The following is a 25,241-nucleotide window of genomic DNA, read 5'->3' on the forward strand; positions in this document are numbered from 1 at the left end:
TGCAAGACGAGCCGCGGCGAGGTTCGTCCCGAGTTTAGAGCTAAGGAGCGACGATGGCCCAGACCCAGACTTTCAATGGCCGCAGACGCGTACGCAAGTTTTTCGGGAAGATCCCGGAAGTTGCGGAGATGCCGAACCTCATCGAGGTTCAGAAGGCATCCTATGACCAGTTCCTGATGGTGGACGAGCCCAAGGGCGGACGTCCCGACGAAGGGCTGCAGGCTGTTTTCAAGTCGGTCTTCCCGATCTCCGATTTTTCCGGCTCTTCCATGCTGGAGTTCGTGAAGTACGAGTTCGAAGGACCGAAATTCGACGTTGACGAATGCCGTCAGCGCGACCTGACCTATGCCGCGCCGCTGAAGGTGACGCTGCGCCTCATCGTGTTCGATATCGACGAGGATACCGGTGCCAAGTCGATCAAGGACATCAAGGAGCAGGACGTCTACATGGGCGACATGCCGCTCATGACCTTGAACGGCACCTTCATCGTCAATGGCACCGAGCGCGTCATCGTCTCGCAGATGCATCGCTCGCCGGGCGTCTTCTTCGATCACGACAAGGGCAAGTCGCACTCGTCGGGCAAGCTTCTGTTTGCCGCCCGTGTCATCCCCTATCGTGGCTCGTGGCTTGACATCGAGTTCGATTCCAAGGACGTCGTCCACGCCCGCATCGACCGCCGCCGCAAGATCCCCGTGACGTCGCTGCTGATGGCGCTCGGCATGGACGGCGAGGAGATACTGTCGACCTTCTACAACAAGATCACCTACAAGCGCGCCGGCGACCATTGGCGCATTCCGTTCAACGTCGAGCGTTTCCGCGGCCTCAAGGCCGTCGGCGACCTGGTCGATGCCGACACCGGCGAGATCGTCGTCGAGGCGGGCAAGAAGATCACCGCCCGCCAGGCGCGTCAGCTCGGCGAGAAGGGCCTCAAGGCGATCAAGGCGACCGACGAGGATCTGCTCGGCAACTACCTGGCCGAGGACATCGTCAATTATGCCACCGGTGAGATTTTCCTCGAGGCCGGCGACGAGATCGACGACAAGACGCTCAAGGTGCTGCTCGGCACCGGCGAGCAGGAGATCCAGGTCCTCGACATCGACCATGTCAATGTCGGCGCCTATATCCGCAATACGCTCGCCGTCGACAAGAACGAGAGCCGCCAGGACGCGCTGTTCGACATCTACCGTGTCATGCGCCCGGGCGAGCCGCCGACGCTTGAGACCGCCGAAGCCATGTTCAACTCGCTGTTCTTCGACAGCGAGCGCTACGACCTGTCCGCCGTTGGCCGCGTCAAGATGAACATGCGCCTGGAGCTCAAGGCCGAGGACACCGTGCGCGTGCTGCGCAAGGACGACATCCTGGCCGTGGTCAGGACGCTGGTCGAACTGCGTGACGGCAAGGGCGAGATCGACGACATCGACAATCTCGGCAACCGCCGCGTGCGTTCGGTCGGCGAGCTGATGGAAAACCAGTACCGCGTCGGCCTGCTTCGCATGGAGCGCGCGATCAAGGAACGCATGTCCTCGATCGAGATCGACACCGTCATGCCGCAGGACCTGATCAACGCCAAGCCGGCGGCCGCCGCCGTGCGCGAGTTCTTCGGTTCCTCGCAGCTGTCGCAGTTCATGGACCAGACCAATCCGCTGTCGGAGATCACCCACAAGCGTCGTCTCTCGGCGCTTGGACCGGGCGGTCTGACCCGCGAGCGTGCCGGCTTCGAAGTGCGCGACGTGCACCCGACGCATTACGGCCGCATCTGCCCGATCGAGACGCCGGAAGGCCCGAATATCGGTCTGATCAACTCGCTGGCGACTTTCGCGCGCGTCAACAAGTACGGCTTCATCGAAAGCCCCTACCGCAAGATCGTCGACGGCAAGCTGACCAATGAGGTCGTCTATCTCTCGGCGATGGAAGAGGCCAAGCACCATGTCGCGCAGGCCAATGCCGAGCTCGACAAGAACGGCGGCTTCGTCGACGAGTTCGTCATTTGCCGCAGCGCCGGCGAAGTGATGATGGCGCCGCGCGAAAACGTCGACCTGATGGACGTGTCGCCCAAGCAGATGGTGTCTGTTGCCGCGGCGCTCATCCCGTTCCTCGAGAACGACGACGCCAACCGCGCTCTGATGGGCTCGAACATGCAGCGTCAGGCCGTGCCGCTGGTGCGCGCCGAAGCGCCGTTCGTCGGCACCGGCATGGAGCCGATCGTCGCCCGTGACTCGGGCGCCGCCATCGGCGCCCGCCGCGGCGGCATCGTCGACCAGGTGGACGCGACGCGTATCGTTATCCGCGCCACCGAGGATCTCGACCCGGGCAAGTCCGGCGTCGACATCTACCGGCTGATGAAGTTCCAGCGTTCGAACCAGAACACCTGCATCAATCAGCGTCCGCTGGTGCGCATGGGTGATCGGGTCAACAAGGGCGACATCATCGCCGACGGTCCGTCGACCGAACTCGGTGATCTGGCGCTCGGCCGCAACGTGCTGGTCGCGTTCATGCCTTGGAACGGCTACAACTACGAGGACTCCATCCTCTTGTCCGAGCGCATCGTCGCCGACGACGTCTTCACCTCGATCCACATCGAGGAGTTCGAGGTCATGGCGCGCGATACCAAGCTCGGTCCCGAGGAAATCACGCGCGACATTCCCAACGTCTCGGAAGAAGCGCTGAAGAACCTCGACGAAGCCGGCATCGTCTATATCGGCGCCGAAGTTCAGCCGGGCGACATCCTGGTCGGCAAGATCACGCCGAAGGGTGAAAGCCCGATGACGCCGGAAGAGAAGCTTCTGCGCGCCATCTTCGGCGAAAAGGCTTCCGACGTGCGCGACACTTCCATGCGCATGCCTCCGGGCACCTTCGGCACCGTCGTCGAGGTGCGCGTGTTCAATCGCCACGGTGTGGAGAAGGACGAGCGCGCCATGGCGATCGAGCGCGAGGAGATCGAACGCCTCGCCAAGGACCGTGACGACGAACAGGCGATCCTGGACCGCAACGTCTACGCGCGTCTTTCCGACGTTCTCGTCGGCAAGGAAGCGATTGCTGGACCGAAAGGCTTCAAGAAGGGCTCGACGCTGTCCAAGGACACGCTCGACGAGTACCCGCGTTCGCAGTGGTGGCAGTTTGCGGTGGAGAACGAAAAGCTCCAGAGCGAACTGGAAGCCCTGCGTGGCCAGTACGACGATTCCAAGAAGGCGCTCGAACAGCGTTTCATGGACAAGGTCGAGAAGGTGCAGCGCGGCGACGAAATGCCTCCGGGCGTCATGAAGATGGTCAAGGTCTTCGTGGCGGTGAAGCGCAAGATGCAGCCCGGCGACAAGATGGCCGGCCGTCACGGCAACAAGGGTGTCGTGTCGCGCATCGTTCCGGTCGAGGACATGCCTTTCCTCGAGGACGGCACGCATGCCGATATCGTGCTCAACCCGTTGGGTGTGCCGAGCCGCATGAATGTCGGCCAGATCCTGGAAACGCATCTGGGCTGGGCTTGTGCCGGCATGGGCAGGAAGATCGGCGAGCTGATCGACACGTATAAGGCTGCCGGCGACATCAAGCCGCTGCGCAAGACGTTGGAAAGCTTCATGCCCGCCAACGACCGCAACGAACCGGTCCGCGAGTATGACGACGAGAGCATCGTTCGCCTCAGCGAGCAGATGCGCCGCGGCGTCTCCATCGCGACCCCGGTGTTCGACGGCGCGCATGAGGCTGACATCAACATCATGCTGGAGCAGGCGGGCCTGCACACCAGCGGTCAGTCGCAGCTCTATGACGGCCGCACCGGCGAGCCGTTCGATCGCAAGGTGACGATGGGCTATATCTACATGCTCAAGCTTCACCACCTGGTGGACGACAAGATCCACGCGCGTTCGATCGGTCCGTACTCGCTCGTCACCCAGCAGCCGCTGGGCGGCAAGGCGCAGTTCGGCGGCCAGCGCTTCGGCGAGATGGAGGTCTGGGCGCTGGAAGCCTACGGCGCCGCCTACACGCTGCAGGAAATGCTGACGGTGAAGTCGGACGACGTCGCCGGCCGCACCAAGGTCTACGAGGCGATCGTGCGTGGCGACGACACGTTCGAGGCAGGCATTCCCGAGAGCTTCAACGTGCTCGTCAAGGAAATGCGGTCTCTCGGCCTCAATGTCGAATTGGAGAACACCAAGCTCGACGACAACCCTGTCCGGCTGCCCGACGCGGCCGAGTAAACAAGACATCCGGTCGCGAGAGAGGCTCCCGCGACCGGATGCTTCGATTTCTTCGGCCGGTGGGCCGACCACTCAGCGGGCGTTTGGCCCGCGTTAGATGCAAGGGGTTTTCGAGGACCCCGAAAAGGAGAACGGCATGAACCAAGAGGTCATGAATCTCTTCAATCCGCAGGCGCCGGCGCAGGTGTTCGATTCCATCCGGATATCGCTCGCCAGCCCTGAGAAGATTCTGTCCTGGTCGTTCGGCGAGATCAAGAAGCCGGAGACCATCAACTACCGCACCTTCAAGCCGGAGCGTGACGGTCTGTTCTGCGCGCGCATTTTTGGCCCGATCAAGGACTATGAGTGCCTGTGCGGCAAGTACAAGCGCATGAAGTACAAGGGCGTCATCTGCGAGAAGTGCGGCGTCGAAGTCACGCTGTCGCGCGTCCGCCGCGAGCGCATGGGCCATATCGAGCTGGCGGCACCGGTCGCCCATATCTGGTTCCTGAAGTCGCTGCCCTCGCGCATCGGCACGCTGCTCGACATGACCCTTAAGGACATCGAGCGCGTCCTCTACTTCGAGAACTACATCGTCACCGAACCTGGCCTCACCGCGCTGAAGGAGCACCAGCTGCTCAGCGAGGAAGAGTACATGATCGCCGTCGACGAATATGGCGAGGATTCCTTCACCGCCATGATCGGCGCCGAGGCCATTCATGACCTTCTGGCCGGCATGGATCTGGAGAAGATCGCAGGCGACCTGCGTTCGGAACTGGCTTCGACCACGTCCGAGCTGAAGCAGAAGAAGTATCTGAAGCGTCTCAAGGTCGTCGAGAACTTCATGGAGTCCGGCAATCGTCCGGAATGGATGATCATGAAGGTCGTTCCGGTGATCCCGCCGGACCTGCGCCCGCTGGTTCCCCTGGACGGCGGCCGCTTCGCCACGTCCGACCTGAACGATCTCTATCGCCGCGTGATCAACCGCAACAACCGCCTGAAGCGGCTGATCGAACTGCGCGCCCCCGGCATCATCGTGCGCAATGAAAAGCGCATGCTGCAGGAAGCCGTCGATGCGCTGTTCGACAACGGCCGTCGAGGCCGCGTCATCACCGGTGCCAACAAGCGTCCGCTGAAGTCGCTGTCCGACATGCTCAAGGGCAAGCAGGGCCGGTTCCGTCAGAACCTGCTCGGCAAGCGCGTCGACTATTCCGGCCGTTCGGTCATCGTCACCGGTCCGGAGCTCAAGCTGCATCAGTGCGGCCTGCCGAAGAAGATGGCGCTCGAACTGTTCAAGCCCTTCATCTATGCCCGCCTCGACGCCAAGGGTTACTCCTCGACCGTCAAGCAGGCGAAGAAGCTTGTCGAGAAGGAGCGTCCGGAAGTCTGGGATATCCTCGACGAGGTCATCCGCGAGCATCCGGTCCTGTTGAACCGCGCGCCGACGCTGCACCGCCTCGGCATCCAGGCGTTCGAGCCGATCCTGATCGAAGGCAAGGCGATCCAGCTTCACCCGCTGGTCTGCACGGCCTTCAACGCCGACTTCGACGGCGACCAGATGGCCGTTCACGTGCCGCTGTCGCTGGAAGCGCAGTTGGAAGCCCGCGTGCTGATGATGTCGACCAACAACATCCTGCACCCGGCCTCCGGCGCGCCGATCATCGTGCCGTCCCAGGACATGGTCCTGGGTCTCTACTACCTCTCGATCGTCAACCAGAACGAGCCGGGCGAGGGCATGGTGTTTGCCGATATGGGCGAGCTCCAGCACGCGCTCGAGACCAAGGCCGTGACCTTGCACGCCAAGATCAAGGGTCGCTTCCGCACGGTCGACGCCGAAGGCAAGGTCGTGTCGAAGATCCATGACACCACGCCTGGCCGCATGATCATCGGCGAACTTCTGCCGAAGAACGTCAACGTGCCCTACGAGACCGCCAACCAGGAGATGACCAAGAAGAACATCTCCAAGATGATCGACACCGTCTACCGCCATTGCGGTCAGAAGGAGACGGTCATTTTCTGCGATCGCATCATGGCGCTCGGCTTTGCTCATGCGTGCCGTGCCGGCATCTCGTTCGGCAAGGACGACATGCTGATCCCGGACACCAAGATCAAGCTGGTGTCGGACACCGAGGCTTTGGCCAAGGAGTACGAGCAGCAATACAATGACGGTCTGATCACGCAGGGCGAGAAGTACAACAAGGTCGTCGACGCCTGGGCCAAGTGCTCGGAAAAGGTCGCCGACGAAATGATGGCCCGCATCAAGGCGGTCGAGTTCGAGGACAATGGCCGTCAGAAGCCCATGAACTCGATCTACATGATGTCGCACTCCGGTGCGCGCGGCTCGCCCACCCAGATGCGCCAGCTTGCCGGCATGCGCGGCCTGATGGCCAAGCCCTCGGGTGAAATCATCGAGACGCCGATCATCTCGAACTTCAAGGAAGGCCTGACCGTGCTCGAGTACTTCAACTCGACCCACGGTGCCCGCAAGGGTCTGGCCGACACCGCCTTGAAGACGGCGAACTCGGGTTACCTCACCCGTCGTCTGGTCGACGTGGCGCAGGACTGCATCGTCAACTCCGTGGATTGCGGCACCGACAAGGGCCTCACCATGCAGCCGATCGTCGATGCCGGTCAGGTCGTCGCTTCGGTTGGCCAGCGCGTGCTGGGCCGTACATCGCTCGACGACATCACCCATCCGGTGTCGGGCGAAGTCCTGGTCAAGGCCGGAACGCTGATGGACGAGCGGGACGTGGAACAGATCGAAAAGGCCGGCGTGCAGTCGGTCCGCATCCGCTCGGCCCTGACCTGCGAAGTCAGGATCGGCGTCTGCGCGGTCTGCTACGGACGCGATCTGGCCCGTGGCACCCCGGTCAACCAGGGCGAAGCCGTCGGCGTCATCGCGGCGCAGTCGATCGGCGAGCCGGGTACGCAGCTCACCATGCGTACCTTCCACATGGGCGGTACCGCGCAGGTGGTGGACTCTTCGTTCCTTGAAGCCTCGTATGAGGGCAAGGTCGAGATCCGCAACCGCAACGTGGTGCGCAACTCGGACGGCCAGCAGATGGTCATGGGCCGCAACATGGCGGTGCTGATCCTCGACGAGGCCGGCAAGGAGCGTGCAACGCACCGTGTCACCTATGGTTCGCGCATCTTCGTGGACGATGGCGACAAGGTGAAGCGTGGCCAGCGTATCGCCGAGTGGGATCCCTATACCCGTCCTGTCCTCACTGAAATCGAGGGCAAGGTGTCGTATGAGGATCTGGTCGACGGTATTTCCGTCCAGGAAACGGCCGACGAGTCGACCGGCATCACCAAGCGTGAGGTCATCGACTGGCGTTCGACGCCGCGCGGCAACGACCTCAAGCCTGCGATTGCCATCCTGGACACCAAGGGCAAGGTCGGCAAGCTATCGAAGGGCGGCGATGCCCGCTTCCTGCTCTCGGTCGAGGCCATTCTCTCGGTCGAGCCGGGTGCCCAGGTTCGCCCCGGCGACGTGCTGGCGCGTATCCCGATGGAAAGCGCCAAGACCAAGGACATCACCGGCGGTCTGCCGCGTGTTGCCGAACTGTTCGAGGCACGTCGTCCGAAGGATCACGCCATCATCGCCGAGATCGACGGCACGATCCGCTTCGGCCGCGACTACAAGAACAAGCGTCGCATCATTATCGAGCCGCATGACTCGACGCTCGAGCCGGTCGAATACCTGATCCCGAAGGGCAAGCCGTTCCATCTCCAGGACGGCGACGTCATCGAGAAGGGCGACTACATCCTCGACGGCAATCCGGCGCCGCACGACATCCTGGCGATCAAGGGCGTGGAGGCGCTTGCGTCCTACCTCGTCAACGAGATCCAGGAAGTCTACCGTCTGCAGGGCGTGTCGATCAACGACAAGCACATCGAGGTGATCGTTCGCCAGATGCTGCAGAAGGTCGAGATCACCACGCAGGGCGACTCGACCTACATCCCGGGCGACCACGTCGACGTGATCGAACTGGAAGAGGTCAACGAGCGCCTGGTCGAGGACGGCAAGAAGCCGGCTGAAGGCCAGCCGGTGCTCTTGGGCATAACCAAGGCTTCGCTGCAGACGCCGTCCTTCATCTCGGCCGCCTCCTTCCAGGAGACGACCAGGGTGCTGACGGAGGCCGCGGTTGCCGGCAAGACCGACATGCTGCAGGGCTTGAAGGAAAACGTCATCGTCGGCCGGTTGATCCCGGCCGGTACCGGCGGCACGATGAGCCAGATCCGGCGCATTGCCACCTCGCGCGACGAACTCATCATCGACGAGCGCCGCAAGGCCTCCGGTGTTGAAGTGGCCGAGCCGATGCTCGCCGACATGACAACCGCCGCGCAGTAAGCGCGACGGCAAGAAATCTCAGGCAACAGAAGCCGTCGGGGCAACCCGGCGGCTTTTTCGTTTCAACGATCGGAGGAAAGCAGATGAGCACGAAGACCTGGACGGCTGTCGACGACTACATCGTCTCCTCGCTCTTCGAGGCGGATCCCGTTCTCGACGCGGTTCTGGCGGCCAACCGCGACAATGGCCTGCCGGCGATCGATGTCTCGGCGGCGCAAGGAAAACTGCTCTCGCTGCTGGCGCGCATCGGCGGCGCGAAAAAGGCGCTCGAGATCGGCACGCTGGGCGGCTATTCGACCATCTGGATGGCGCGGGGACTGCCCGCCGACGGCAAAGTCGTGACGCTCGAACTCGATCCGCATCATGCCAAGGTCGCACGCTCGAATTTCGAGCGGGCAGGGGTAGCGGACCGGGTGGAACTGCGCGTCGGTCCGGCGCTCCAGTCGCTTGCCGCACTCGGCAATGAGAATGCCGGCCCGTTCGATCTGATCTTCATTGATGCCGACAAGCCGAACAACCCGAACTATCTGTCCTGGGCCTTGCGGCTGTCACGCTCCGGGACGGTCATCGTCTGCGACAACGTCATCCGTGACGGCGCCGTGCTGGATGAGGATGGCCGCGATGCCAATGTCGAAGGCGCCCGCGCGGCGTTTTCCTTCATCGGCGGCGAAAAACGGCTGGACGGCACAGCCATCCAGACCGGGGGCGCCAAGGGCTATGACGGCTTTGCCATCGCGATTGTCGACTGACGTCAGGGCGCACCTGGCGATCTTCAGTCGAAAAACGCCTCGACCACATTGCGCTTGCCGAGCATGAAGGCGTCGGCGACGTGCTGCAGCGGTGCAAGGTCCACATCGGATACGCCGGCATGCACAATCTCGGCAAATCGCCGGTAGAGCATCGGATATTCCGCTTCCGGTTCCTCATGGACGACACGGCCGTCGACGGCGAGCTTCGAGCCGCCACCCGAGAGCACCATCTGCCCGGCATCCGTGTCGGCCAAAATGTCCCAGCTCTGCGGTCCGGTCTGCAACCAGTCGAGATCCATGGTCACATCGGATCCGTTCGCCGCGTGGAACGCGACCTGGGCCGCGATCGGTGCGTCGCGATTCTCCGGAAAATCGAGTACGGCCGAAGTGATGTACATGGCCGGCAGGATATAGGTTGCAATCGACAGCGCGTTGATGCCGGGATCGAAGACGCCGAAGCCGCCAGGCTGCCAGATCCAGTCCTGGTTCGGATGCCAGCGGCGCACATCTTCCTTCCAGACGATCGCCGCCGATTTGATTTTGGTCGAAGCCAGGAATGTCCGTGCCGCTTCGACAGCCGGCGCGTAGCGCGAGTGCCAGCTTGCGAACAAGGAGACGCCTTGTTTCGCCGCGAACGCCTTCAGGTCCTCGACTTCGCTGACCGTGGCACCCGGCGGTTTTTCCAGGAAGACGTGCTTCCCGGCCTCGAGCGCCTTGCGCGCGGCGTCATAGCGGAACTGCGGCGGCATGCACAGCGACACCGCGTCGAGTTCGGCAACCGCGCCAAGCATCGTCTCTATATCGGGGAAATTCGCGATGCCGTCGACCTTGCCGTGCCGGCTGGCCGCTGCGATCAGCTGGTAGTCTCGATCCTTGGCCAGTGCCGGAAGGTGCTGGTCGCGGACGATCTTGCCGACACCGACAATGCCGATTCTTATGGGCGAGATGGATGAGGACATGAGGCTCCGCCGGGTTGGGACGTCTGCGCGTCTCTTAGCAGATCGGCCATGACGGGCAAGCGTCGGCCATGCCAGCTATTCGAACGAATCGGCATCATGACGCTGGGCAGGCGAGGGGCGCCACGCTGCGATCAGATCGGCACGTCGAAGGTCACGATCGACACTTCGCCTTCAAGCGCGCCCTGGAAGGCCGAAAGATGCGGCTCATCGTCGGGCTCGCCCTCCATGTCGCCGATCTGGTCGAGTTCGGCCTCGGCGTAGCCTTCGGCAGCCAGCGATTCGAGCGCACGGCGCACCGCCGAATCGTCATCGGGCGCCACCAGCATGACATGCACGCCTTCCGGCTTGCCGCCTTTCTTCTTCCACACCCGGCCGGTGATGATGGTGACCGGGCGTTCTTCATTGTCGTTCACGGGCCGATTCCTTCGCGGCGAGGGATTGTCAGTGTTCATGCGGCCTTTTCGCATGAAGCAAGGCCCCGCAACAGCCAAAACTCGGTCACTTTCTTCCTCGCCCTTGCCAAACGGCGAAAGAAAATTACATGCGGTTTTCGCATGGCTGCCAAGCCCCGGCTTCAATGCAATATTTGCCGCTGCGGGGTTGACGGTTCGCGGGCTTACGAGTAGAAGCCGCCCAGTCAGAACCGATGTGAGGCTCTCCCTTCCGAAGCGACACGCTTTGGAGTTTGCCTCAAACAGGGTTCGTTTTACGAGCGAAAAGACATTTCCGGCGTGCACGAAGCGGCTTCCGCTTCCTCTGCGATTTGTTCGGGCAAGACCGCGAGGCGCGGTTTGTGGCCCGAATTTGCGTATGGAAATGACGCTTTGAGCGAGCCTTGACCGGCACGAGACACGGAATTGAGAGACAAGAGGGTTTAATGCCTACCGTCAACCAGCTGATCCGCAAGCCGCGCATTGCGCCGGTGAAGCGCAACAAGGTCCCGGCCATGCAGCAGAACCCGCAGAAGCGGGGCGTCTGCACGCGCGTCTATACGACGACGCCGAAGAAGCCGAACTCGGCGCTGCGCAAGGTGGCCAAGATCCGCCTGACCAATGGTTTTGAAGTGATCGGTTACATTCCCGGCGAAGGTCACAACCTTCAGGAACACTCCGTGGTCATGATCCGCGGCGGCCGCGTCAAGGATCTTCCGGGCGTGCGCTACCACATCATCCGCGGCGTGCTCGACACGCAGGGCGTGAAGAACCGCAAGCAGCGCCGTTCGAAGTACGGCGCCAAGCGTCCGAAGTAAGATTTTCCGGCCTTGGCGCTGCTTGAACGCGCCGGGCTACGAGATTGAGAGACAAAAGCCATGTCGCGTCGTCACAGTGCAGAAAAGCGTGAGATCAACCCGGATCCCAAGTTCGGCGATCTGATCGTCACCAAGTTCATGAACGCCGTCATGTATGACGGCAAGAAGTCGGTTGCCGAGACCATCGTCTACGGCGCGCTGGACCAGGTCCAGTCGAAGACCAAGCAGGAGCCGGTCACCGTCTTCCACCAGGCGCTCGACAATGTCGCGCCGCATGTGGAAGTGCGTTCGCGCCGCGTCGGCGGCGCCACCTACCAGGTTCCGGTCGACGTTCGTCCCGAGCGTCGCCAGGCATTGGCGATCCGCTGGCTGATCGCCGCGGCCCGCAACCGCAACGAGACCACCATGGTCGACCGCCTCTCCGGCGAGCTGATGGACGCGGCCAACAACCGCGGCACCGCCGTGAAGAAGCGGGAAGACACCCACAAGATGGCTGAAGCCAACCGCGCTTTCGCGCACTATCGCTGGTAAAGCGCGAACAGGACTGAGAGGCAGCTACGATGGCCCGCGAATACAAAATCGAAGACTACCGCAATTTCGGTATCATGGCGCATATCGACGCCGGCAAGACGACGACCACCGAGCGCGTCCTCTATTACACGGGCAAGTCGCACAAGATCGGCGAAGTGCACGACGGCGCTGCCACCATGGACTGGATGGAGCAGGAGCAGGAACGCGGCATCACCATCACGTCCGCCGCGACCACGACCTTCTGGAAGGGCCGTGACGGCAAGATGCACCGCTTCAACATCATCGACACCCCCGGACACGTCGACTTCACCATCGAGGTCGAGCGTTCGCTGCGCGTGCTCGACGGCGCCATCGCGCTGCTCGATGCCAATGCCGGTGTCGAGCCGCAGACGGAAACCGTCTGGCGCCAGGCCGACAAGTATCGCGTGCCGCGCATGATCTTCTGCAACAAGATGGACAAGATCGGCGCCGACTTCTACCGCTCGGTCGAGATGATCGGCTCGCGCCTCGGTGCGCAGGCTGTCGTCATGCAGCTGCCGATCGGCGCCGAGACCGAATTCAAGGGTGTCGTCGACCTCGTCGAGATGAATGCGCTGGTCTGGCGCGACGAGACGCTGGGCGCTGCCTGGGACGTCGTCGAGATCCCGGCCGACCTCAAGGCGCGTGCCGAGGAATACCGCGAGAAGATGATCGAAGCCGCCGTCGAAATGGACGAGACGGCGCTGGAAAACTACCTCGAAGGCAAGATGCCGTCGAATGACGAGATCCGTTCGTTGATCCGCAAGGGTACGATCGCGGTCAAGTTCTACCCGATGTTCTGCGGCTCGGCCTTCAAGAACAAGGGCGTGCAGCCGTTGCTCGACGCCGTTGTCGAATACCTGCCGTCGCCGGCCGATGTTCCGGCCATCAAGGGTGTCGATGCCAAGACCGACGCCGAGATCGAGCGTCATGCGGACGACAACGAGCCGCTGTCGATGCTCGCCTTCAAGATCATGAACGACCCGTTCGTCGGTTCGCTGACCTTTGCCCGCATCTATTCGGGCAAGCTCACCAAGGGCGTCTCTGTCGACAACACCGTGAAGGGCAAGAAGGAGCGCATCGGCCGCATGCTGCAGATGCATGCGAATTCGCGCGCCGACGTCGAAGAAGCTTTTGCGGGCGACATTGTCGCCTTGGCCGGCCTCAAGGACACCACCACCGGCGACACGCTGTGCGATCCGCTGCACCCGGTCATCCTCGAGCGCATGGAATTCCCCGATCCGGTCATCCAGATCGCCATCGAGCCGAAGACCAAGAACGACCAGGAAAAGATGGGCCTCGCGCTTCACCGCCTGGCTGCCGAGGATCCGTCCTTCCGCGTCAAGACCGACGAGGAAAGCGGCCAGACCATCATCTCCGGCATGGGCGAACTGCACCTCGACATCATCGTCGACCGCATGCGTCGCGAGTTCAAGGTCGAAGCCAATGTCGGCGCGCCGCAGGTGGCTTATCGCGAGACGATCACCCGCAAGCACGAGCAGGACTACACGCACAAGAAGCAGACCGGCGGTACCGGCCAGTTCGCGCGCGTCAAGGTTGTGTTCGAGCCGAATTCCGAGAGCGAGGACTTCGTGTTCGAGTCCAAGATCGTCGGCGGCGCGGTGCCGAAGGAATACATTCCGGGCGTCGAAAAGGGCATCCAGAGCGTCATGGGCGCTGGTCCGTTCGCCGGCTTCCCGATGATCGGCGTCAGGGCGACGCTCATCGACGGTGCCTACCATGATGTCGACTCCTCGGTCCTGGCCTTCGAAATCGCGTCCCGTGCGTGCTTCCGTGAAGCTGCTCCCAAGCTTGGCGTGCAGTTGCTCGAGCCGATCATGAAGGTCGAGGTGGTGACGCCGGAAGACTACGTCGGCAGCGTCATCGGTGACCTGAACGGCCGTCGCGGCCAGATCCAGGGCCAGGAAGCGCGCGGCGTGGCCGTCGTCATCAACGCGATGGTGCCGCTCGCCAACATGTTCAAGTACGTCGACAACCTGCGCTCGATGAGCCAGGGCCGCGCGGCTTACACGATGCAGTTCGATCACTATGAGCCGGTCCCGACCGCGGTCGCTCAGGAAGTCCAGAAGAAATACGCGTAACTCGAAAGAGCTGCCGCGGTAACGCAATTCAAAGCCCGCATGGGCGAGCAGGAAATGGAGACATCACATGGCAAAAGGTAAATTCGAGCGCACTAAGCCTCATGTGAACATCGGCACGATTGGTCACGTCGATCACGGCAAGACGTCGCTGACGGCTGCGATCACCAAGTATTTTGGCGAATACAAGCGCTATGACCAGATCGACGCGGCGCCGGAAGAGAAGGCGCGCGGCATCACGATCTCGACGGCTCACGTCGAATACGAGACCGAGAACCGCCACTACGCGCATGTCGACTGCCCCGGCCACGCCGATTATGTGAAGAACATGATCACCGGCGCCGCGCAGATGGACGGCGCGATCCTGGTCGTGTCTGCCGCCGACGGCCCGATGCCGCAGACCCGCGAGCACATCCTGCTTGCCCGTCAGGTCGGCGTGCCGTCGATCGTGGTATTCCTGAACAAGGTCGACCAGGTCGACGACGCCGAGCTGCTCGAACTGGTCGAGCTCGAGGTTCGCGAGTTGCTGTCGAAGAACGAATTCCCCGGCGACGACATTCCGATCGTCAAGGGTTCGGCGCTTGCCGCACTCGAAGATTCGAACAAGACGATCGGCGAGGACGCGATCCGCGAGCTGATGGCTCAGGTCGACGCCTACATCCCGACGCCGGTTCGTCCGCTCGACAAGCCGTTCCTGATGCCGATCGAAGACGTGTTCTCGATCTCGGGCCGTGGCACGGTCGTGACCGGCCGCGTCGAGCGCGGCGTGGTCAAGGTCGGCGAGGAACTGGAAATCATCGGCATCCGTCCGACGACCAAGACGACCTGCACGGGCGTGGAAATGTTCCGCAAGCTGCTCGATCAGGGCCAGGCTGGCGACAACATCGGCGCGCTGCTGCGCGGCGTTGATCGTGAAGGTGTCGAGCGCGGCCAGGTTCTGGCCAAGCCGGGCACGGTGAAGCCGCACAAGAAGTTCGTGGCCGAAGCCTACATCCTGACCAAGGACGAAGGTGGCCGTCACACGCCGTTCTTCACCAACTACCGTCCGCAGTTCTACTTCCGCACGACCGACGTGACCGGCATCGTGTCGCTGCCGGAAGGCACCGAGATGGTGATGCCCGGCGACAACATCACGGTCGATGTCGAGCTGATCGTGCCGATCGCCATGGAAGAGAAGCTGCGCTTCGCCATCCGTGAAGGCGGCCGCACCGTCGGTGCCGGCATCGTCGTCACCATCAAAGAGTAATTTGGACTTAAACCGATCTGTCGCGGGCGCCGGAGTTGCCCGCGCCGCGCCAGAACAAGGAAGTGACGCATGAACGGACAGAATATCCGCATCCGCCTGAAGGCGTTTGATCACCGCGTGCTCGACGCCTCGACGAAGGAAATCGTGTCGACGGCCAAGCGCACCGGTGCAAACGTCCGCGGCCCCATTCCGCTGCCGACGCGGATCGAAAAGTTCACGGTCAACCGGTCGCCTCACGTCGACAAGAAGAGCCGCGAGCAGTTCGAGATGCGCACGCACAAGCGTCTGCTCGACATCGTCGATCCGACCCCGCAGACCGTCGATGCTTTGATGAAGCTCGATCTGGCCGCCGGCGTCGACGTCGAGATCAAGCTCTAAGGGAATGAGAGCGCGGTAAGGGGCGGTGTCCCTGGCCCGGAACTCTAAAGGAATTGAACCGATGCGTTCAGGTGTGATTGCAAAGAAGGTGGGAATGACCCGCATCTATAATGATGCGGGGGAACATGTTCCCGTCACCGTTCTCCAGATGGAGAACTGCCAGGTCGTGGCACAGCGCACGCAGGAGAAGAATGGCTACACCGCCGTTCAGCTCGGCGTTGGCCTCGCCAAGGTGAAGAACACGTCGAAGGCGATGCGCGGCCATTTCGCGACCGCTTCCGTCGAGCCTAAGGCGAAGGTCGCCGAGTTCCGCGTCTCCGCCGACAACATGATCGATGTTGGCGCCGAGATCACCGTCGAGCACTTTGTCGCCGGCCAGAAGGTCGATGTGACGGGCACGACGATCGGCAAGGGTTTCCAGGGCGTCATCAAGCGTCACCACATGGGTGGTGGTCGCGCGACGCACGGTAACTCGGTATCGCACCGTACACACGGTTCGACCGGCCAGCGTCAGGACCCGGGCAAGGTGTTCAAGGGCAAGCACATGGCTGGCCACATGGGCGACACCAGGGTCACCACGCAGAATGTGGAGATCGTCTCGACCGACGCCGACCGCGGCCTGATCCTGATCCGCGGTGCGGTTCCCGGATCGAAGGGCGCCTGGATCCTGGTCCGCGACGCGGCCAAGGTGGCGCTGCCGGCCAATGCGCCGAAGCCCGCCGCGATCCGTGCTGTTGCGGCAGCTGCGAAGAACGAGGCTCCGGCCACAGAGGGAGCGGAATAATGGATCTCAAGATCACAACGCTCGGCGGTAAAGACGCCGGCAAGGTGGAACTTTCCGACGGAATTTTCGGCCTTGATCCGCGCGAGGACATCCTGCAGCGCGTCGTGCGCTGGCAGCTTGCCAAGAAGCAGCAGGGCACGCACAAGGCCAAGGGCCGCGCCGAAATCGCGCGCACCGGCGCCAAGATGTACAAGCAGAAGGGTACGGGCCGCGCCCGTCACCACTCGGCACGCGCTCCGCAGTTCCGCGGCGGCGGCAAGGCCCACGGCCCGGTCGTTCGCAGCCATGAGCATGAACTGCCCAAGAAGGTTCGTGCGCTTGGCCTCAAGCATGCTCTCTCGGCCAAGGCCAAGAGCGCGTCGATCATCATCATCGACGAGCTGAAGCTGACCGAGGCCAAGACGAAGGCGCTGATCGCGAATTTCGCGACGCTGGGTCTGACCAACGCCCTGGTGATTGGCGGCGCCGAGCTTGACAAGAACTTCAAGCTGGCAGCCACCAACATCCCCAACATCGACGTGCTGCCCATCCAGGGCATCAACGTCTACGACATTCTGCGCCGCGGCACGCTGGTCCTTTCGAAGGCCGCCGTCGAGGCTCTCGAGGAGCGCTTTAAATGACCGACCTTCGTCACTACGACGTGATCGTCTCGCCGGCGATCACCGAAAAGTCGACCATGGCCTCCGAGCAGAACCAGGTCGTCTTCAACGTCGCCAAGAAGGCGTCGAAGCCGGAAATCAAGGCCGCCGTCGAAGCGCTGTTCGGCGTCAAGGTGATGGCCGTGAACACGCTTGTCCGCAAGGGCAAGATCAAGCGCTTCCGCGGCACGATCGGCCGCCAGAGCGACGTCAAGAAGGCGATCGTGACGCTGGCCGACGGCCAGTCGATCGACGTCGCGACGGGTCTCTGAGCAAGGCCGCGAGGACAGGACAATGGCACTTAAGAAATTCAACCCGATAACGCCGAGCACCCGCCAGCTGGTCATCGTCGACCGCTCGGGCCTCTACAAGGGCAAGCCCGTCAAGGGCCTGACCGAAGGCCTGACCAAGTCGGGCGGCCGCAACAATTACGGCCGCATCACGGCCCGCTTCATCGGCGGCGGTCACAAGCGTTCGTACCGCATCATCGACTTCAAGCGCCGCAAGTTCGACGTCGTCGGCACGGTCGAGCGCATCGAATACGATCCGAACCGCACCGCCTTCATCGCGCTGATCAAGTATGATGATGGTGAGCTGTCCTACATCATTGCTCCGCAGCGCCTGGCTCCCGGCGACAAGATCGTGGCGGGCGAAGCCGTCGACGTGAAGCCGGGCAACGCGATGCCGCTGGCCTCGATGCCGGTTGGCACCATCGTCCACAACATCGAGCTGAAGCCGGGCAAGGGCGCCCAGGTTGCCCGCTCCGCGGGTGGTTACGGCCAGCTGGTCGGCCGTGACCAGGGCATGGCGATCCTGCGCCTCAACTCGGGTGAGCAGCGTGTCGTTCACGGCTCCTGCATGGCCACCGTCGGTGCCGTGTCCAATCCGGACCACGGCAACATCAATGACGGCAAGGCCGGCCGCACGGTTTGGCGCGGCAAGCGTCCGCACAATCGCGGCGTGACCATGAACCCGGTCGACCATCCGCACGGCGGCGGCGAAGGCCGCACCTCCGGTGGCCGTCATCCGGTCAGCCCGTGGGGCAAGCCGACCAAAGGCAAGAAGACGCGGTCCAACAAGGCGACCGACAAGTTCATCCTGCGCTCGCGCCATCAGCGCAAGAGCTAAGAAGAGGTAACGCCAAGTGACTCGTTCTATTTGGAAAGGCCCCTTCATCGACGGCTACCTTCTCAAGAAGGTGGATAAGGTTCGTGAAGGTGGTCGCAATGAGGTGATCAAGATGTGGAGCCGTCGCTCCACCATCCTGCCGCAGTTCGTCGGCTTCACCTTCGGTGTCTACAACGGCCAGAAGCACGTTCCCGTCGCGGTGAACGAGGACATGGTCGGTCACAAGTTCGGTGAATTCGCTCCGACGCGGACCTATTACGGTCACGGCGCGGATAAGAAGGCGAAGAGGAAATAATCATGGGCAAGGCCAAAGCTCCGCGCAGGCTTGCTGACAACGAAGCGCGCGCCGTGTTGCGCACGATCCGTATCAGCCCGCAGAAGCTGAACCTGGTTGCCGCGCTGATCCGCGGCAAGAAGGTCGCGACAGCGCTTTCCGATCTCGAATTCTCGGCCAAGCGGATTTCCGGCACGGTCAAGAAGACGCTGGAATCGGCAATCGCCAACGCGGAAAACAACCACGACCTCGACGTCGATGCGCTGATCGTGGCGGAAGCCTATGTCGGCAAGTCGATCGTCATGAAGCGGTTCCACGCTCGTGGCCGCGGTCGCGCCAGCCGTATCGAGAAGCCGTTCTCGCACCTCACGATCGTCGTTCGTGAAGTCGAAGAAAAAGGGGAGGCCGCATAATGGGCCAGAAAGTCAATCCGATCGGTCTTCGCCTCGGCATCAACCGCACCTGGGATTCGCGCTGGTTCGCGAACACCGGCGAGTACGGCAAGCTGCTGCATGAGGACATCAAGATCCGCAAGTATCTTGAGAAGGAGCTCAAGCAGGCCGCGATCTCCAAGGTCGTGATCGAGCGTCCGCACAAGAAGTGCCGCGTCACCATCCATGCCGCGCGCCCGGGTCTGATCATTGGCAAGAAGGGCGCCGACATCGAGAAGCTTCGCAAGAAGCTGATGGAGATGACGAAGTCCGAGACGCACCTCAACATCGTCGAAGTGCGCAAGCCGGAAATCGACGCGACCCTGGTCGCCCAGTCGATCGCCCAGCAGCTCGAGCGCCGCATCGCGTTCCGCCGCGCCATGAAGCGTGCCGTGCAGTCGGCCATGCGCCTCGGTGCCGAAGGCATCCGCATCAACTGCGCCGGCCGTCTTGGCGGCGCCGAGATCGCGCGCATGGAATGGTACCGTGAAGGTCGCGTGCCGCTGCATACGCTGCGCGCCGATGTCGACTACGGCACGGCCGAGGCGAATACGGCTTACGGCATTTGTGGCGTCAAGGTCTGGGTATTCAAGGGCGAGATCCTCGAGCACGATCCGATGGCTTCGGAGCGTCGTGCGACCGAGGGCGATGCCGCGCATGGCGGTGGTGGTGATCGCGAACGCGGTCGTCGTCGCGAAAACGCCTGAGACATTTAGGAATTTGGAGTTAGAACGATGCTGCAGCCAAAGCGCACAAAGTTCCGCAAGCAGTTCAAGGGCCGTATCCATGGTACCGCAAAGGGCGGCACCAACCTGGATTTCGGTGGTTTCGGGCTGAAGGCGCTTGAGCCGAACCGCGTCACCGCGCGTGAGATCGAGGCGGCCCGCCGCGCGATCACTCGCGAAATGAAGCGCGCTGGCCGCGTCTGGATCCGTATTTTCCCGGACGTGCCGGTCACGTCGAAGCCGACCGAAGTCCGCATGGGCAAGGGCAAGGGCGCGGTCGACTACTGGGCGGCGCGCGTCAAGCCGGGCCGCATCATGTTCGAGATCGACGGCGTCAATGAAGAAACCGCCCGTGAGGCGCTGCGTCTCGGCGCGGCCAAGCTCTCGGTCAGGACGCGCTTCGTACAGCGCATCGCAGAATAAGGACGGGCTGATCATGAAAGCCGAAGATATCCGGACCAAGACCCAGGACCAGCTGACCGACGACCTGGCCAGCCTGAAGAAGGAGCAGTTCAACCTGCGCTTCCAGAAGGCCACCGGCCAGCTCGAGAAGACCGCGCGCGTGAGGCAGGTTCGTAAGGACATTGCGCGTATCAAGACCATCGCTGCGGAAAAGTCCGCGGCCAAGAAGGCTTAAGGACGAAAACCATGCCAAAGCGCATTCTGCAGGGCACCGTCGTCAGCGACAAGAACGAGAAGACGGTTGTCGTCAAGGTCGAACGGCGCTTCACGCATCCCGTGATGAAGAAGACCGTGCGCATGACCAAGAAGTACAAGGCGCACGACGAGAACAACGCCCACAAGGTCGGCGATCAGGTGTTCATCCAGGAATCGAAGCCGATTTCCAAGGATAAGCGCTGGATCGTCGTGTCCTCGGACCAGGCGTAAACAAACGAATTTTGGACAGACCGGGGAGGGGCTTCGAGCCCGTCCCGTTAGGAAAGAAGAAGGCGGCCAGTCATGATTCAGATGCAAACAAACCTCGACGTGGCGGATAATTCCGGCGCGCGTCGTGTCATGTGCATCAAGGTGCTGGGCGGCTCGAAGCGGAAATACGCTTCCGTGGGCGACATCATCGTGGTGTCGATCAAGGAAGCCATTCCGCGCGGCCGCGTTAAGAAGGGCGATGTGATGAAGGCGGTCGTGGTTCGCACGGCCAAGGACATCCGCCGCCCGGACGGCAGCGTGATCCGTTTCGACAAGAACGCGGCCGTTCTCGTCGACAACAAGAAAGAGCCGATCGGCACGCGTATCTTCGGACCGGTTCCGCGCGAACTTCGCGCCAAGAACCACATGAAGATCATCTCGCTCGCGCCTGAAGTGCTGTAAGGAGCCGGACCAATGCAAAAGATTAGAAAAGGCGACAAGGTCGTCGTGCTGGCCGGCAAGGACAAGGGCCGTTCGGGCGAAGTCCTTTCGGTTCAGCCGAAGGATGACACCGCGCTGGTGCGCGGCGTCAACATGATCCGTCGTCACCAGAAGCAGTCCCAGTCCCAAGAGGGCGGGATCATTACCAAGGAAGCGCCGATCCAGCTGTCGAACATCGCGCTGGCCGACCCGAAGGATGGCAAGCCGACCCGCGTCGGTTTCATCTTCCAGAAGGACGGCAAGAAGGTGCGCGTCGCCAAGCGCTCGGGAGAAGTCATCAATGGCTAAGGCTCAAACCAAGCAGGCGACCGCCAACAACACGCCGCGCCTCAAGCAGGTCTACAACGAGACCATTCGCAAGGCGCTGCAGGAGCAGTTCGGCTACGACAACGACATGCAGGTTCCGCGCCTCGACAAGATCGTGCTGAACATGGGTGTCGGCGAAGCGACCGCAGATTCGAAGAAGCCTTCGGTCGCGGCCGAAGATCTGGCGATGATCGCCGGCCAGAAGGCCGTCGTCACCCGCGCCCGCAATTCGATCGCTGGCTTCAAGGTCCGCGAGAACATGCCGATCGGCGCCAAGGTCACGCTGCGCAAGGAACGTATGTACGAGTTCCTCGACCGCCTCGTGAACATCGCGCTGCCGCGCGTCCGCGACTTCCGCGGACTGAACCCCAAGAGCTTCGATGGCCGTGGCAACTACGCCATGGGCATCAAGGAGCACATCGTGTTCCCGGAGATCAACTACGACAAGGTTGATCAGATCTGGGGCATGGACGTCATCGTTTGTACGACTGCGAAGACGGACGACGAAGCCAGGGCTTTGCTCAAGGCTTTCAACTTCCCCTTCCGCCAGTAACGGCAGCGAGAAAAGGAAAAATCTGAAATGGCAAAGACCAGCTCAGTCGAGAAGAACAACAGGCGCCGCAAGCTTGCCGACCAGTACGGTCCCAAGCGCGCTGCGCTGAAGGCGATCATCATGGATCAGTCCAAGCCGATGGAAGAGCGCTTCCGCGCTCAGCTGAAGCTTGCTGCCCTGCCGCGCAACTCGGCCAAGATCCGCATCCGCAACCGCTGCGAAGTCACCGGCCGTCCGCGGGCCTATTATCGCAAGCTCAAAGTATCGCGCATCGCGCTTCGGGATCTCGGCAACAACGGCCAGATCCCGGGCCTGGTCAAGTCGAGCTGGTAAGGAGGACATAACATGTCATTGAGCGATCCTCTCGGCGATATGCTGACCCGCATCCGCAACGCCTATGGCCGCAAGAAGTCGAGTGTCTCGACGCCGGCCTCGCGTCTGCGCACCCGCGTCCTCGACGTGCTGAAGGCTGAAGGCTATATCCGCGATTACAGCCAGACCGACTTCGACAACGGCAAGTCCGAGATCGAAATCGAGCTGAAGTATTTCGACGGTGCTCCGGTCGTGCGTGAAATCGCCCGCGTTTCGAAGCCCGGCCGCCGCGTTTACGTTTCGGCCAAGTCGATCCCGCACGTCGCCAACGGCCTCGGCATCGCCATCCTTTCGACACCGAAGGGCGTGATGGCCGACCACGAAGCACGCGAGCAGAACGTCGGCGGCGAGATCCTCTGCCAGATCTTCTGATCTGGCAGCTCACCGCAAATTGGAATCCGGTCTTCGGATCGTTCCGAAGACAGAGACCTGAAACAAGAGAAGTGACGAGGACAACAAAATGTCTCGTATTGGAAAGAAACCCGTTTCGCTGCCGCAGGGCGTGACCGCGACCGTCAACGGCCAGACCGTGACGGCGAAGGGCCCCAAGGGCGAGCTGAAGTTCGTGGTGAACGACGAAGTGCTGGTCAAGATGGAAGGCAGCGAGATCGCTGTCCAGCCGCGCGACCAGACCAAGACCGCCCGGTCCAAGTGGGGCATGTCGCGCACGCAGATCGTCAACATCCTGCAGGGTGTGAAGGACGGCTTCGAGAAGAAGCTCGAGATCACCGGCGTCGGCTATCGCGCCGCTTTGCAGGGTAAGAACCTGCAGCTGGCTCTTGGCTTCAGCCATGATGTCGTCTACGAGACGCCGGCCGGCATCACGATCACCGTGCCGAAGCCGACCGAAATCACCGTGGCCGGCATCGACAAGCAGCAGGTCGGCCAGGTTGCCGCGGAGATCCGCGAATACCGTGGTCCCGAGCCTTACAAGGGCAAGGGCGTCCGTTATGCTGGCGAGAAGATCGTCCGCAAGGAAGGCAAGAAGAAGTAATCGGTTTGGCTTGGAAAAGTCGCGGACTTTTCGGACAGGACCAAGCCACGGAAGTGTAACGCCGCGGGGAGCGGTCGCGGGAGGCGCTTCGCCTACCGCATATGGCGGCCCCCGTTTTTTGAAGGCAAGGAAGACATCATGGGTACCAAGGAAGCCATCCAGCGCCGTGCGCAACGCGTCCGCCGCCAGATCAAGAAAGTCGCCGGCGAACGTCCGCGTCTTTCGGTGCACCGCACGTCGAAGAACATCTACGTTCAGGTGATCGATGACGCCAAGGGCCACACCATCGCTGCCGCCTCGACGCTCGAGAAGGACCTCAAGGGGTCGCTCAAGACCGGCGCCGATACCGCCGCCGCCGCCGCAATCGGCAAGCTGATCGCCGAGCGCGCCACCAAGGCCGGCATCAAGGAAGTCGTTTTCGACCGTGGCCCGTACATCTATCACGGCCGCGTCAAGGCGCTGGCCGAGGCTGCCCGCGAAGGCGGTCTCAGCTTCTGATTTTTCACCGTCGGCGACCCAAAGTGGCGCCGGCAATCAGCAACCCGTGCTTCCGGAAAAGAACAAGGAACAGGATATGGCACAGGAACGTAGGGAAGGCGGCCGCGGCCGCGAGCGTGAAGAGCGCGATGACGGCATGGTGGACAAGCTGGTCCACATCAATCGCGTCGCCAAGGTCGTCAAGGGTGGCCGCCGCTTCGGCTTCGCCGCGCTCGTCGTCGTCGGCGACCAGAAGGGCCGCGTCGGCTTCGGTCATGGCAAGGCGCGCGAAGTGCCGGAAGCCATCCGCAAGGCGACTGAATCGGCCAAGCGCGACATGATCTTCGTGCCGCTGCGCTCGGGCCGCACGCTGCATCACGACGTCGAAGGACGCTGGGGTGCGGGCCGCGTGCTGCTGCGCGCCGCCAAGCAGGGTACCGGCATCATCGCCGGCGGCCCGATGCGCGCTGTCTTCGAGACGCTCGGCATGCATGACGTGGTCGCCAAGTCGATGGGGTCGTCGAACCCCTACAACATGGTTCGCGCCACCTTCGACGCGCTGAAGAGCCAGATGCATCCCAAGGATGTGGCTGCCGCGCGCGGCATCAAGTATTCGACCCTTCAGGCCCGCCGCGGCACCGCCGTTGCGGCTGAAGAATAGTCGATCTGACCAGGGATTTTGACCATGGCCAAGAAAGCAACCAAGACCATCACCGTTGAGCAGATCGGTTCGCCGATCCGCCGCCCGAAGGAACAGCGCGCGACGCTGGTCGGCCTCGGCCTCAACAAGATGCACAAGCAGCGCACGCTGGAAGATACGCCCTCCGTGCGCGGCATGATCGCCGCCGTCCAGCATCTCGTCCGCGTTGTGGACGAGGGCTGAGCCAAAGCGCAGGAGAAGCAAGATGAAACTCAACGATCTGCGTGACAAGGACGGCGCGACGCACTCCAAGAAGCGTCTCGGCCGCGGTATCGGCTCCGGTTCGGGCAAGACCGCCGGTCGCGGCGTCAAGGGCCAGAAGGCGCGCTCCGGCGTTGCCGTCAACGGCTTCGAGGGTGGCCAGATGCCGCTTTACAGGCGCCTGCCGAAGCGTGGCTTCAACAACATCTTCGCCAAGAGCTTCGTTGTCGTCTCGCTGGCCCGCATCCAGGAAGCCGTCGATGCCAAGAAGCTCGACGCCAAGGCGACCGTGACGGCCGAGGCGCTTGTCGCCGCCGGCGTCATCCGTCGCGTCAAGGATGGCGTGCGCGTGCTGTCCGATGGCGAACTCAAGGCCAAGCTCGCCTTCGACGTCGCTGGCGCCTCCAAGGCCGCGATCGAGAAGATCGAAAAGGCCGGTGGGTCGGTCAAGCTGCCGGAAAAGGCAGCTGCCGAGTAACGGCAATTTGAAGCGCGGTCGGCAAGAGTGGCATCCGTTTTTGCTTTCGATCGCGCTTTG

General features: G+C 62.3%; 30 protein-coding genes. 28 read left to right on the forward strand and 2 right to left on the reverse strand.

Annotated elements, in window-relative coordinates; all coding sequences use genetic code 11:
- The first annotated feature begins 53 nt into the window (after positions 1 to 53).
- The 3 genes from rpoB (at position 54) to EN861_RS15640 (ending at position 9,272) form a co-directional block, all read left to right on the forward strand.
- Positions 54 to 4,190: a DNA-directed RNA polymerase subunit beta gene (rpoB, locus tag EN861_RS15630; protein WP_135867795.1), complete on the forward strand. Its 4,137-nt coding sequence runs from the start codon at positions 54 to 56 to the stop codon at positions 4,188 to 4,190.
- A 136-nt stretch (positions 4,191 to 4,326) separates the two neighbouring features.
- Positions 4,327 to 8,523: a DNA-directed RNA polymerase subunit beta' gene (gene rpoC, locus EN861_RS15635; RefSeq protein ID WP_127277965.1), complete on the forward strand. Its 4,197-nt coding sequence runs from the start codon at positions 4,327 to 4,329 to the stop codon at positions 8,521 to 8,523.
- Between the two features lie 83 nt (positions 8,524 to 8,606).
- Entirely contained in the window at positions 8,607 to 9,272 is a 666-nt protein-coding gene (locus tag EN861_RS15640; RefSeq protein WP_127277966.1) for an O-methyltransferase, read from the forward strand.
- 23 nt (positions 9,273 to 9,295) lie between these two features.
- Here the strand turns inward: EN861_RS15640 and EN861_RS15645 are convergent, their stop codons facing one another.
- On the reverse strand, positions 9,296 to 10,219 hold the full coding sequence (locus EN861_RS15645) for a Gfo/Idh/MocA family oxidoreductase (RefSeq protein WP_189343650.1): 924 nt from the start codon (positions 10,217 to 10,219) through the stop codon (positions 9,296 to 9,298).
- 143 nt (positions 10,220 to 10,362) lie between these two features.
- The gene (locus EN861_RS15650; protein WP_127277968.1) at positions 10,363 to 10,644 is read right to left on the reverse strand and encodes a transcriptional regulator; all 282 of its coding nucleotides are present in this window, start codon (positions 10,642 to 10,644) and stop codon (positions 10,363 to 10,365) included.
- Positions 10,645 to 11,108: 464 nt separating this feature from the next.
- Here EN861_RS15650 and rpsL point away from each other — a divergent pair, with 464 nt between their 5' ends.
- The 25 genes from rpsL (at position 11,109) to rplO (ending at position 25,181) form a co-directional block, all read left to right on the forward strand.
- A complete protein-coding gene (rpsL, locus tag EN861_RS15655) occupies positions 11,109 to 11,480 on the forward strand; it encodes a 30S ribosomal protein S12 (RefSeq protein WP_006333356.1) in 372 nt (123 codons plus the stop codon).
- Positions 11,481 to 11,540: 60 nt separating this feature from the next.
- A complete protein-coding gene (rpsG, locus tag EN861_RS15660) occupies positions 11,541 to 12,011 on the forward strand; it encodes a 30S ribosomal protein S7 (protein WP_008875664.1) in 471 nt (156 codons plus the stop codon).
- Between the two features lie 29 nt (positions 12,012 to 12,040).
- Positions 12,041 to 14,131, forward strand: a complete 2,091-nt coding sequence (gene fusA, locus EN861_RS15665) for an elongation factor G (protein WP_127869367.1) — start codon at positions 12,041 to 12,043, stop codon at positions 14,129 to 14,131.
- A gap of 67 nt (positions 14,132 to 14,198) precedes the next feature.
- Positions 14,199 to 15,374, forward strand: a complete 1,176-nt coding sequence (gene tuf / locus EN861_RS15670) for an elongation factor Tu (RefSeq protein ID WP_127869375.1) — start codon at positions 14,199 to 14,201, stop codon at positions 15,372 to 15,374.
- A 69-nt stretch (positions 15,375 to 15,443) separates the two neighbouring features.
- Positions 15,444 to 15,752: a 30S ribosomal protein S10 gene (gene rpsJ, locus EN861_RS15675; RefSeq protein WP_010909272.1), complete on the forward strand. Its 309-nt coding sequence runs from the start codon at positions 15,444 to 15,446 to the stop codon at positions 15,750 to 15,752.
- A gap of 61 nt (positions 15,753 to 15,813) precedes the next feature.
- Positions 15,814 to 16,536, forward strand: a complete 723-nt coding sequence (gene rplC, locus EN861_RS15680; protein ID WP_023757978.1) for a 50S ribosomal protein L3 — start codon at positions 15,814 to 15,816, stop codon at positions 16,534 to 16,536.
- The gene (gene rplD, locus EN861_RS15685; protein ID WP_015317984.1) at positions 16,536 to 17,156 is read left to right on the forward strand and encodes a 50S ribosomal protein L4; all 621 of its coding nucleotides are present in this window, start codon (positions 16,536 to 16,538) and stop codon (positions 17,154 to 17,156) included. Before rplC ends, rplD begins: the two co-directional genes overlap by 1 nt.
- Positions 17,153 to 17,446: a 50S ribosomal protein L23 gene (locus tag EN861_RS15690; protein WP_010909275.1), complete on the forward strand. Its 294-nt coding sequence runs from the start codon at positions 17,153 to 17,155 to the stop codon at positions 17,444 to 17,446. Before rplD ends, EN861_RS15690 begins: the two co-directional genes overlap by 4 nt.
- Before the next feature lie 22 nt (positions 17,447 to 17,468).
- Positions 17,469 to 18,302, forward strand: coding sequence for a 50S ribosomal protein L2 (rplB, locus tag EN861_RS15695; protein WP_127278266.1), 834 nt, complete (start codon positions 17,469 to 17,471; stop codon positions 18,300 to 18,302).
- Positions 18,303 to 18,318: 16 nt separating this feature from the next.
- Positions 18,319 to 18,597, forward strand: coding sequence for a 30S ribosomal protein S19 (rpsS, locus tag EN861_RS15700; protein ID WP_027044977.1), 279 nt, complete (start codon positions 18,319 to 18,321; stop codon positions 18,595 to 18,597).
- Between the two features lie 2 nt (positions 18,598 to 18,599).
- A complete protein-coding gene (gene rplV, locus EN861_RS15705) occupies positions 18,600 to 18,989 on the forward strand; it encodes a 50S ribosomal protein L22 (RefSeq protein WP_006205462.1) in 390 nt (129 codons plus the stop codon).
- The gene (rpsC, locus tag EN861_RS15710) at positions 18,989 to 19,714 is read left to right on the forward strand and encodes a 30S ribosomal protein S3 (RefSeq protein ID WP_013895697.1); all 726 of its coding nucleotides are present in this window, start codon (positions 18,989 to 18,991) and stop codon (positions 19,712 to 19,714) included. The genes rplV and rpsC overlap by 1 nt, the downstream gene beginning before the upstream one ends.
- Before the next feature lie 27 nt (positions 19,715 to 19,741).
- Positions 19,742 to 20,155, forward strand: coding sequence for a 50S ribosomal protein L16 (gene rplP, locus EN861_RS15715; RefSeq protein ID WP_006205460.1), 414 nt, complete (start codon positions 19,742 to 19,744; stop codon positions 20,153 to 20,155).
- Positions 20,156 to 20,168: 13 nt separating this feature from the next.
- The gene (rpmC, locus tag EN861_RS15720) at positions 20,169 to 20,369 is read left to right on the forward strand and encodes a 50S ribosomal protein L29 (RefSeq protein ID WP_006205459.1); all 201 of its coding nucleotides are present in this window, start codon (positions 20,169 to 20,171) and stop codon (positions 20,367 to 20,369) included.
- 11 nt (positions 20,370 to 20,380) lie between these two features.
- A complete protein-coding gene (gene rpsQ, locus EN861_RS15725; protein ID WP_010909280.1) occupies positions 20,381 to 20,620 on the forward strand; it encodes a 30S ribosomal protein S17 in 240 nt (79 codons plus the stop codon).
- 72 nt (positions 20,621 to 20,692) lie between these two features.
- Positions 20,693 to 21,061, forward strand: a complete 369-nt coding sequence (gene rplN, locus EN861_RS15730) for a 50S ribosomal protein L14 (RefSeq protein ID WP_006205457.1) — start codon at positions 20,693 to 20,695, stop codon at positions 21,059 to 21,061.
- 12 nt (positions 21,062 to 21,073) lie between these two features.
- Positions 21,074 to 21,388: a 50S ribosomal protein L24 gene (rplX, locus tag EN861_RS15735; protein ID WP_006205456.1), complete on the forward strand. Its 315-nt coding sequence runs from the start codon at positions 21,074 to 21,076 to the stop codon at positions 21,386 to 21,388.
- Positions 21,381 to 21,959 (forward strand): 50S ribosomal protein L5, encoded by a 579-nt coding sequence (gene rplE / locus EN861_RS15740; protein WP_127278265.1) that lies wholly within the window; start codon positions 21,381 to 21,383, stop codon positions 21,957 to 21,959. Before rplX ends, rplE begins: the two co-directional genes overlap by 8 nt.
- Before the next feature lie 27 nt (positions 21,960 to 21,986).
- Positions 21,987 to 22,292, forward strand: a complete 306-nt coding sequence (rpsN, locus tag EN861_RS15745; RefSeq protein ID WP_010909282.1) for a 30S ribosomal protein S14 — start codon at positions 21,987 to 21,989, stop codon at positions 22,290 to 22,292.
- Positions 22,293 to 22,304: 12 nt separating this feature from the next.
- The gene (gene rpsH, locus EN861_RS15750; RefSeq protein ID WP_006205453.1) at positions 22,305 to 22,703 is read left to right on the forward strand and encodes a 30S ribosomal protein S8; all 399 of its coding nucleotides are present in this window, start codon (positions 22,305 to 22,307) and stop codon (positions 22,701 to 22,703) included.
- A gap of 88 nt (positions 22,704 to 22,791) precedes the next feature.
- A complete protein-coding gene (rplF, locus tag EN861_RS15755) occupies positions 22,792 to 23,325 on the forward strand; it encodes a 50S ribosomal protein L6 (RefSeq protein WP_013895694.1) in 534 nt (177 codons plus the stop codon).
- Positions 23,326 to 23,463: 138 nt separating this feature from the next.
- Positions 23,464 to 23,823, forward strand: coding sequence for a 50S ribosomal protein L18 (rplR, locus tag EN861_RS15760; protein WP_027145576.1), 360 nt, complete (start codon positions 23,464 to 23,466; stop codon positions 23,821 to 23,823).
- Positions 23,824 to 23,899: 76 nt separating this feature from the next.
- Positions 23,900 to 24,463 carry a 30S ribosomal protein S5 gene (gene rpsE, locus EN861_RS15765; protein ID WP_032933400.1) on the forward strand — a complete coding sequence of 188 codons (564 nt, stop codon included), beginning with the start codon at positions 23,900 to 23,902 and terminating at the stop codon, positions 24,461 to 24,463.
- Positions 24,464 to 24,487: 24 nt separating this feature from the next.
- Entirely contained in the window at positions 24,488 to 24,685 is a 198-nt protein-coding gene (gene rpmD, locus EN861_RS15770; protein WP_006205449.1) for a 50S ribosomal protein L30, read from the forward strand.
- A gap of 22 nt (positions 24,686 to 24,707) precedes the next feature.
- Positions 24,708 to 25,181 carry a 50S ribosomal protein L15 gene (gene rplO, locus EN861_RS15775; RefSeq protein ID WP_095775807.1) on the forward strand — a complete coding sequence of 158 codons (474 nt, stop codon included), beginning with the start codon at positions 24,708 to 24,710 and terminating at the stop codon, positions 25,179 to 25,181.
- The last annotated feature ends 60 nt before the right edge of the window (positions 25,182 to 25,241 follow it).

The sequence above is a fragment of the Mesorhizobium sp. M8A.F.Ca.ET.218.01.1.1 genome (assembly GCF_004791165.1).
GTDB lineage: Bacteria > Pseudomonadota > Alphaproteobacteria > Rhizobiales > Rhizobiaceae > Mesorhizobium.

Coding starts and splice junctions, on each gene's coding strand:
- rplD (WP_015317984.1), top strand. CDS start 16,536: ATGGATCTCAAGATCACAACGCTCGGCGGTAAAGACGCCGGCAAGGTG.
- EN861_RS15690 (WP_010909275.1), top strand. CDS start 17,153: ATGACCGACCTTCGTCACTACGACGTGATCGTCTCGCCGGCGATCACC.
- rpoC (WP_127277965.1), top strand. CDS start 4,327: ATGAACCAAGAGGTCATGAATCTCTTCAATCCGCAGGCGCCGGCGCAG.
- rplR (WP_027145576.1), top strand. CDS start 23,464: ATGGGTACCAAGGAAGCCATCCAGCGCCGTGCGCAACGCGTCCGCCGC.
- rplP (WP_006205460.1), top strand. CDS start 19,742: ATGCTGCAGCCAAAGCGCACAAAGTTCCGCAAGCAGTTCAAGGGCCGT.
- rpmD (WP_006205449.1), top strand. CDS start 24,488: ATGGCCAAGAAAGCAACCAAGACCATCACCGTTGAGCAGATCGGTTCG.
- rpsG (WP_008875664.1), top strand. CDS start 11,541: ATGTCGCGTCGTCACAGTGCAGAAAAGCGTGAGATCAACCCGGATCCC.
- tuf (WP_127869375.1), top strand. CDS start 14,199: ATGGCAAAAGGTAAATTCGAGCGCACTAAGCCTCATGTGAACATCGGC.
- rplV (WP_006205462.1), top strand. CDS start 18,600: ATGGGCAAGGCCAAAGCTCCGCGCAGGCTTGCTGACAACGAAGCGCGC.
- rpoB (WP_135867795.1), top strand. CDS start 54: ATGGCCCAGACCCAGACTTTCAATGGCCGCAGACGCGTACGCAAGTTT.
- rpsN (WP_010909282.1), top strand. CDS start 21,987: ATGGCAAAGACCAGCTCAGTCGAGAAGAACAACAGGCGCCGCAAGCTT.
- rplN (WP_006205457.1), top strand. CDS start 20,693: ATGATTCAGATGCAAACAAACCTCGACGTGGCGGATAATTCCGGCGCG.
- rpmC (WP_006205459.1), top strand. CDS start 20,169: ATGAAAGCCGAAGATATCCGGACCAAGACCCAGGACCAGCTGACCGAC.
- rplX (WP_006205456.1), top strand. CDS start 21,074: ATGCAAAAGATTAGAAAAGGCGACAAGGTCGTCGTGCTGGCCGGCAAG.
- rplC (WP_023757978.1), top strand. CDS start 15,814: ATGCGTTCAGGTGTGATTGCAAAGAAGGTGGGAATGACCCGCATCTAT.
- rpsC (WP_013895697.1), top strand. CDS start 18,989: ATGGGCCAGAAAGTCAATCCGATCGGTCTTCGCCTCGGCATCAACCGC.
- rplE (WP_127278265.1), top strand. CDS start 21,381: ATGGCTAAGGCTCAAACCAAGCAGGCGACCGCCAACAACACGCCGCGC.
- rpsL (WP_006333356.1), top strand. CDS start 11,109: ATGCCTACCGTCAACCAGCTGATCCGCAAGCCGCGCATTGCGCCGGTG.
- rpsE (WP_032933400.1), top strand. CDS start 23,900: ATGGCACAGGAACGTAGGGAAGGCGGCCGCGGCCGCGAGCGTGAAGAG.
- rplF (WP_013895694.1), top strand. CDS start 22,792: ATGTCTCGTATTGGAAAGAAACCCGTTTCGCTGCCGCAGGGCGTGACC.
- rplO (WP_095775807.1), top strand. CDS start 24,708: ATGAAACTCAACGATCTGCGTGACAAGGACGGCGCGACGCACTCCAAG.
- rpsJ (WP_010909272.1), top strand. CDS start 15,444: ATGAACGGACAGAATATCCGCATCCGCCTGAAGGCGTTTGATCACCGC.
- rpsQ (WP_010909280.1), top strand. CDS start 20,381: ATGCCAAAGCGCATTCTGCAGGGCACCGTCGTCAGCGACAAGAACGAG.
- rpsH (WP_006205453.1), top strand. CDS start 22,305: ATGTCATTGAGCGATCCTCTCGGCGATATGCTGACCCGCATCCGCAAC.
- fusA (WP_127869367.1), top strand. CDS start 12,041: ATGGCCCGCGAATACAAAATCGAAGACTACCGCAATTTCGGTATCATG.
- EN861_RS15640 (WP_127277966.1), top strand. CDS start 8,607: ATGAGCACGAAGACCTGGACGGCTGTCGACGACTACATCGTCTCCTCG.
- rplB (WP_127278266.1), top strand. CDS start 17,469: ATGGCACTTAAGAAATTCAACCCGATAACGCCGAGCACCCGCCAGCTG.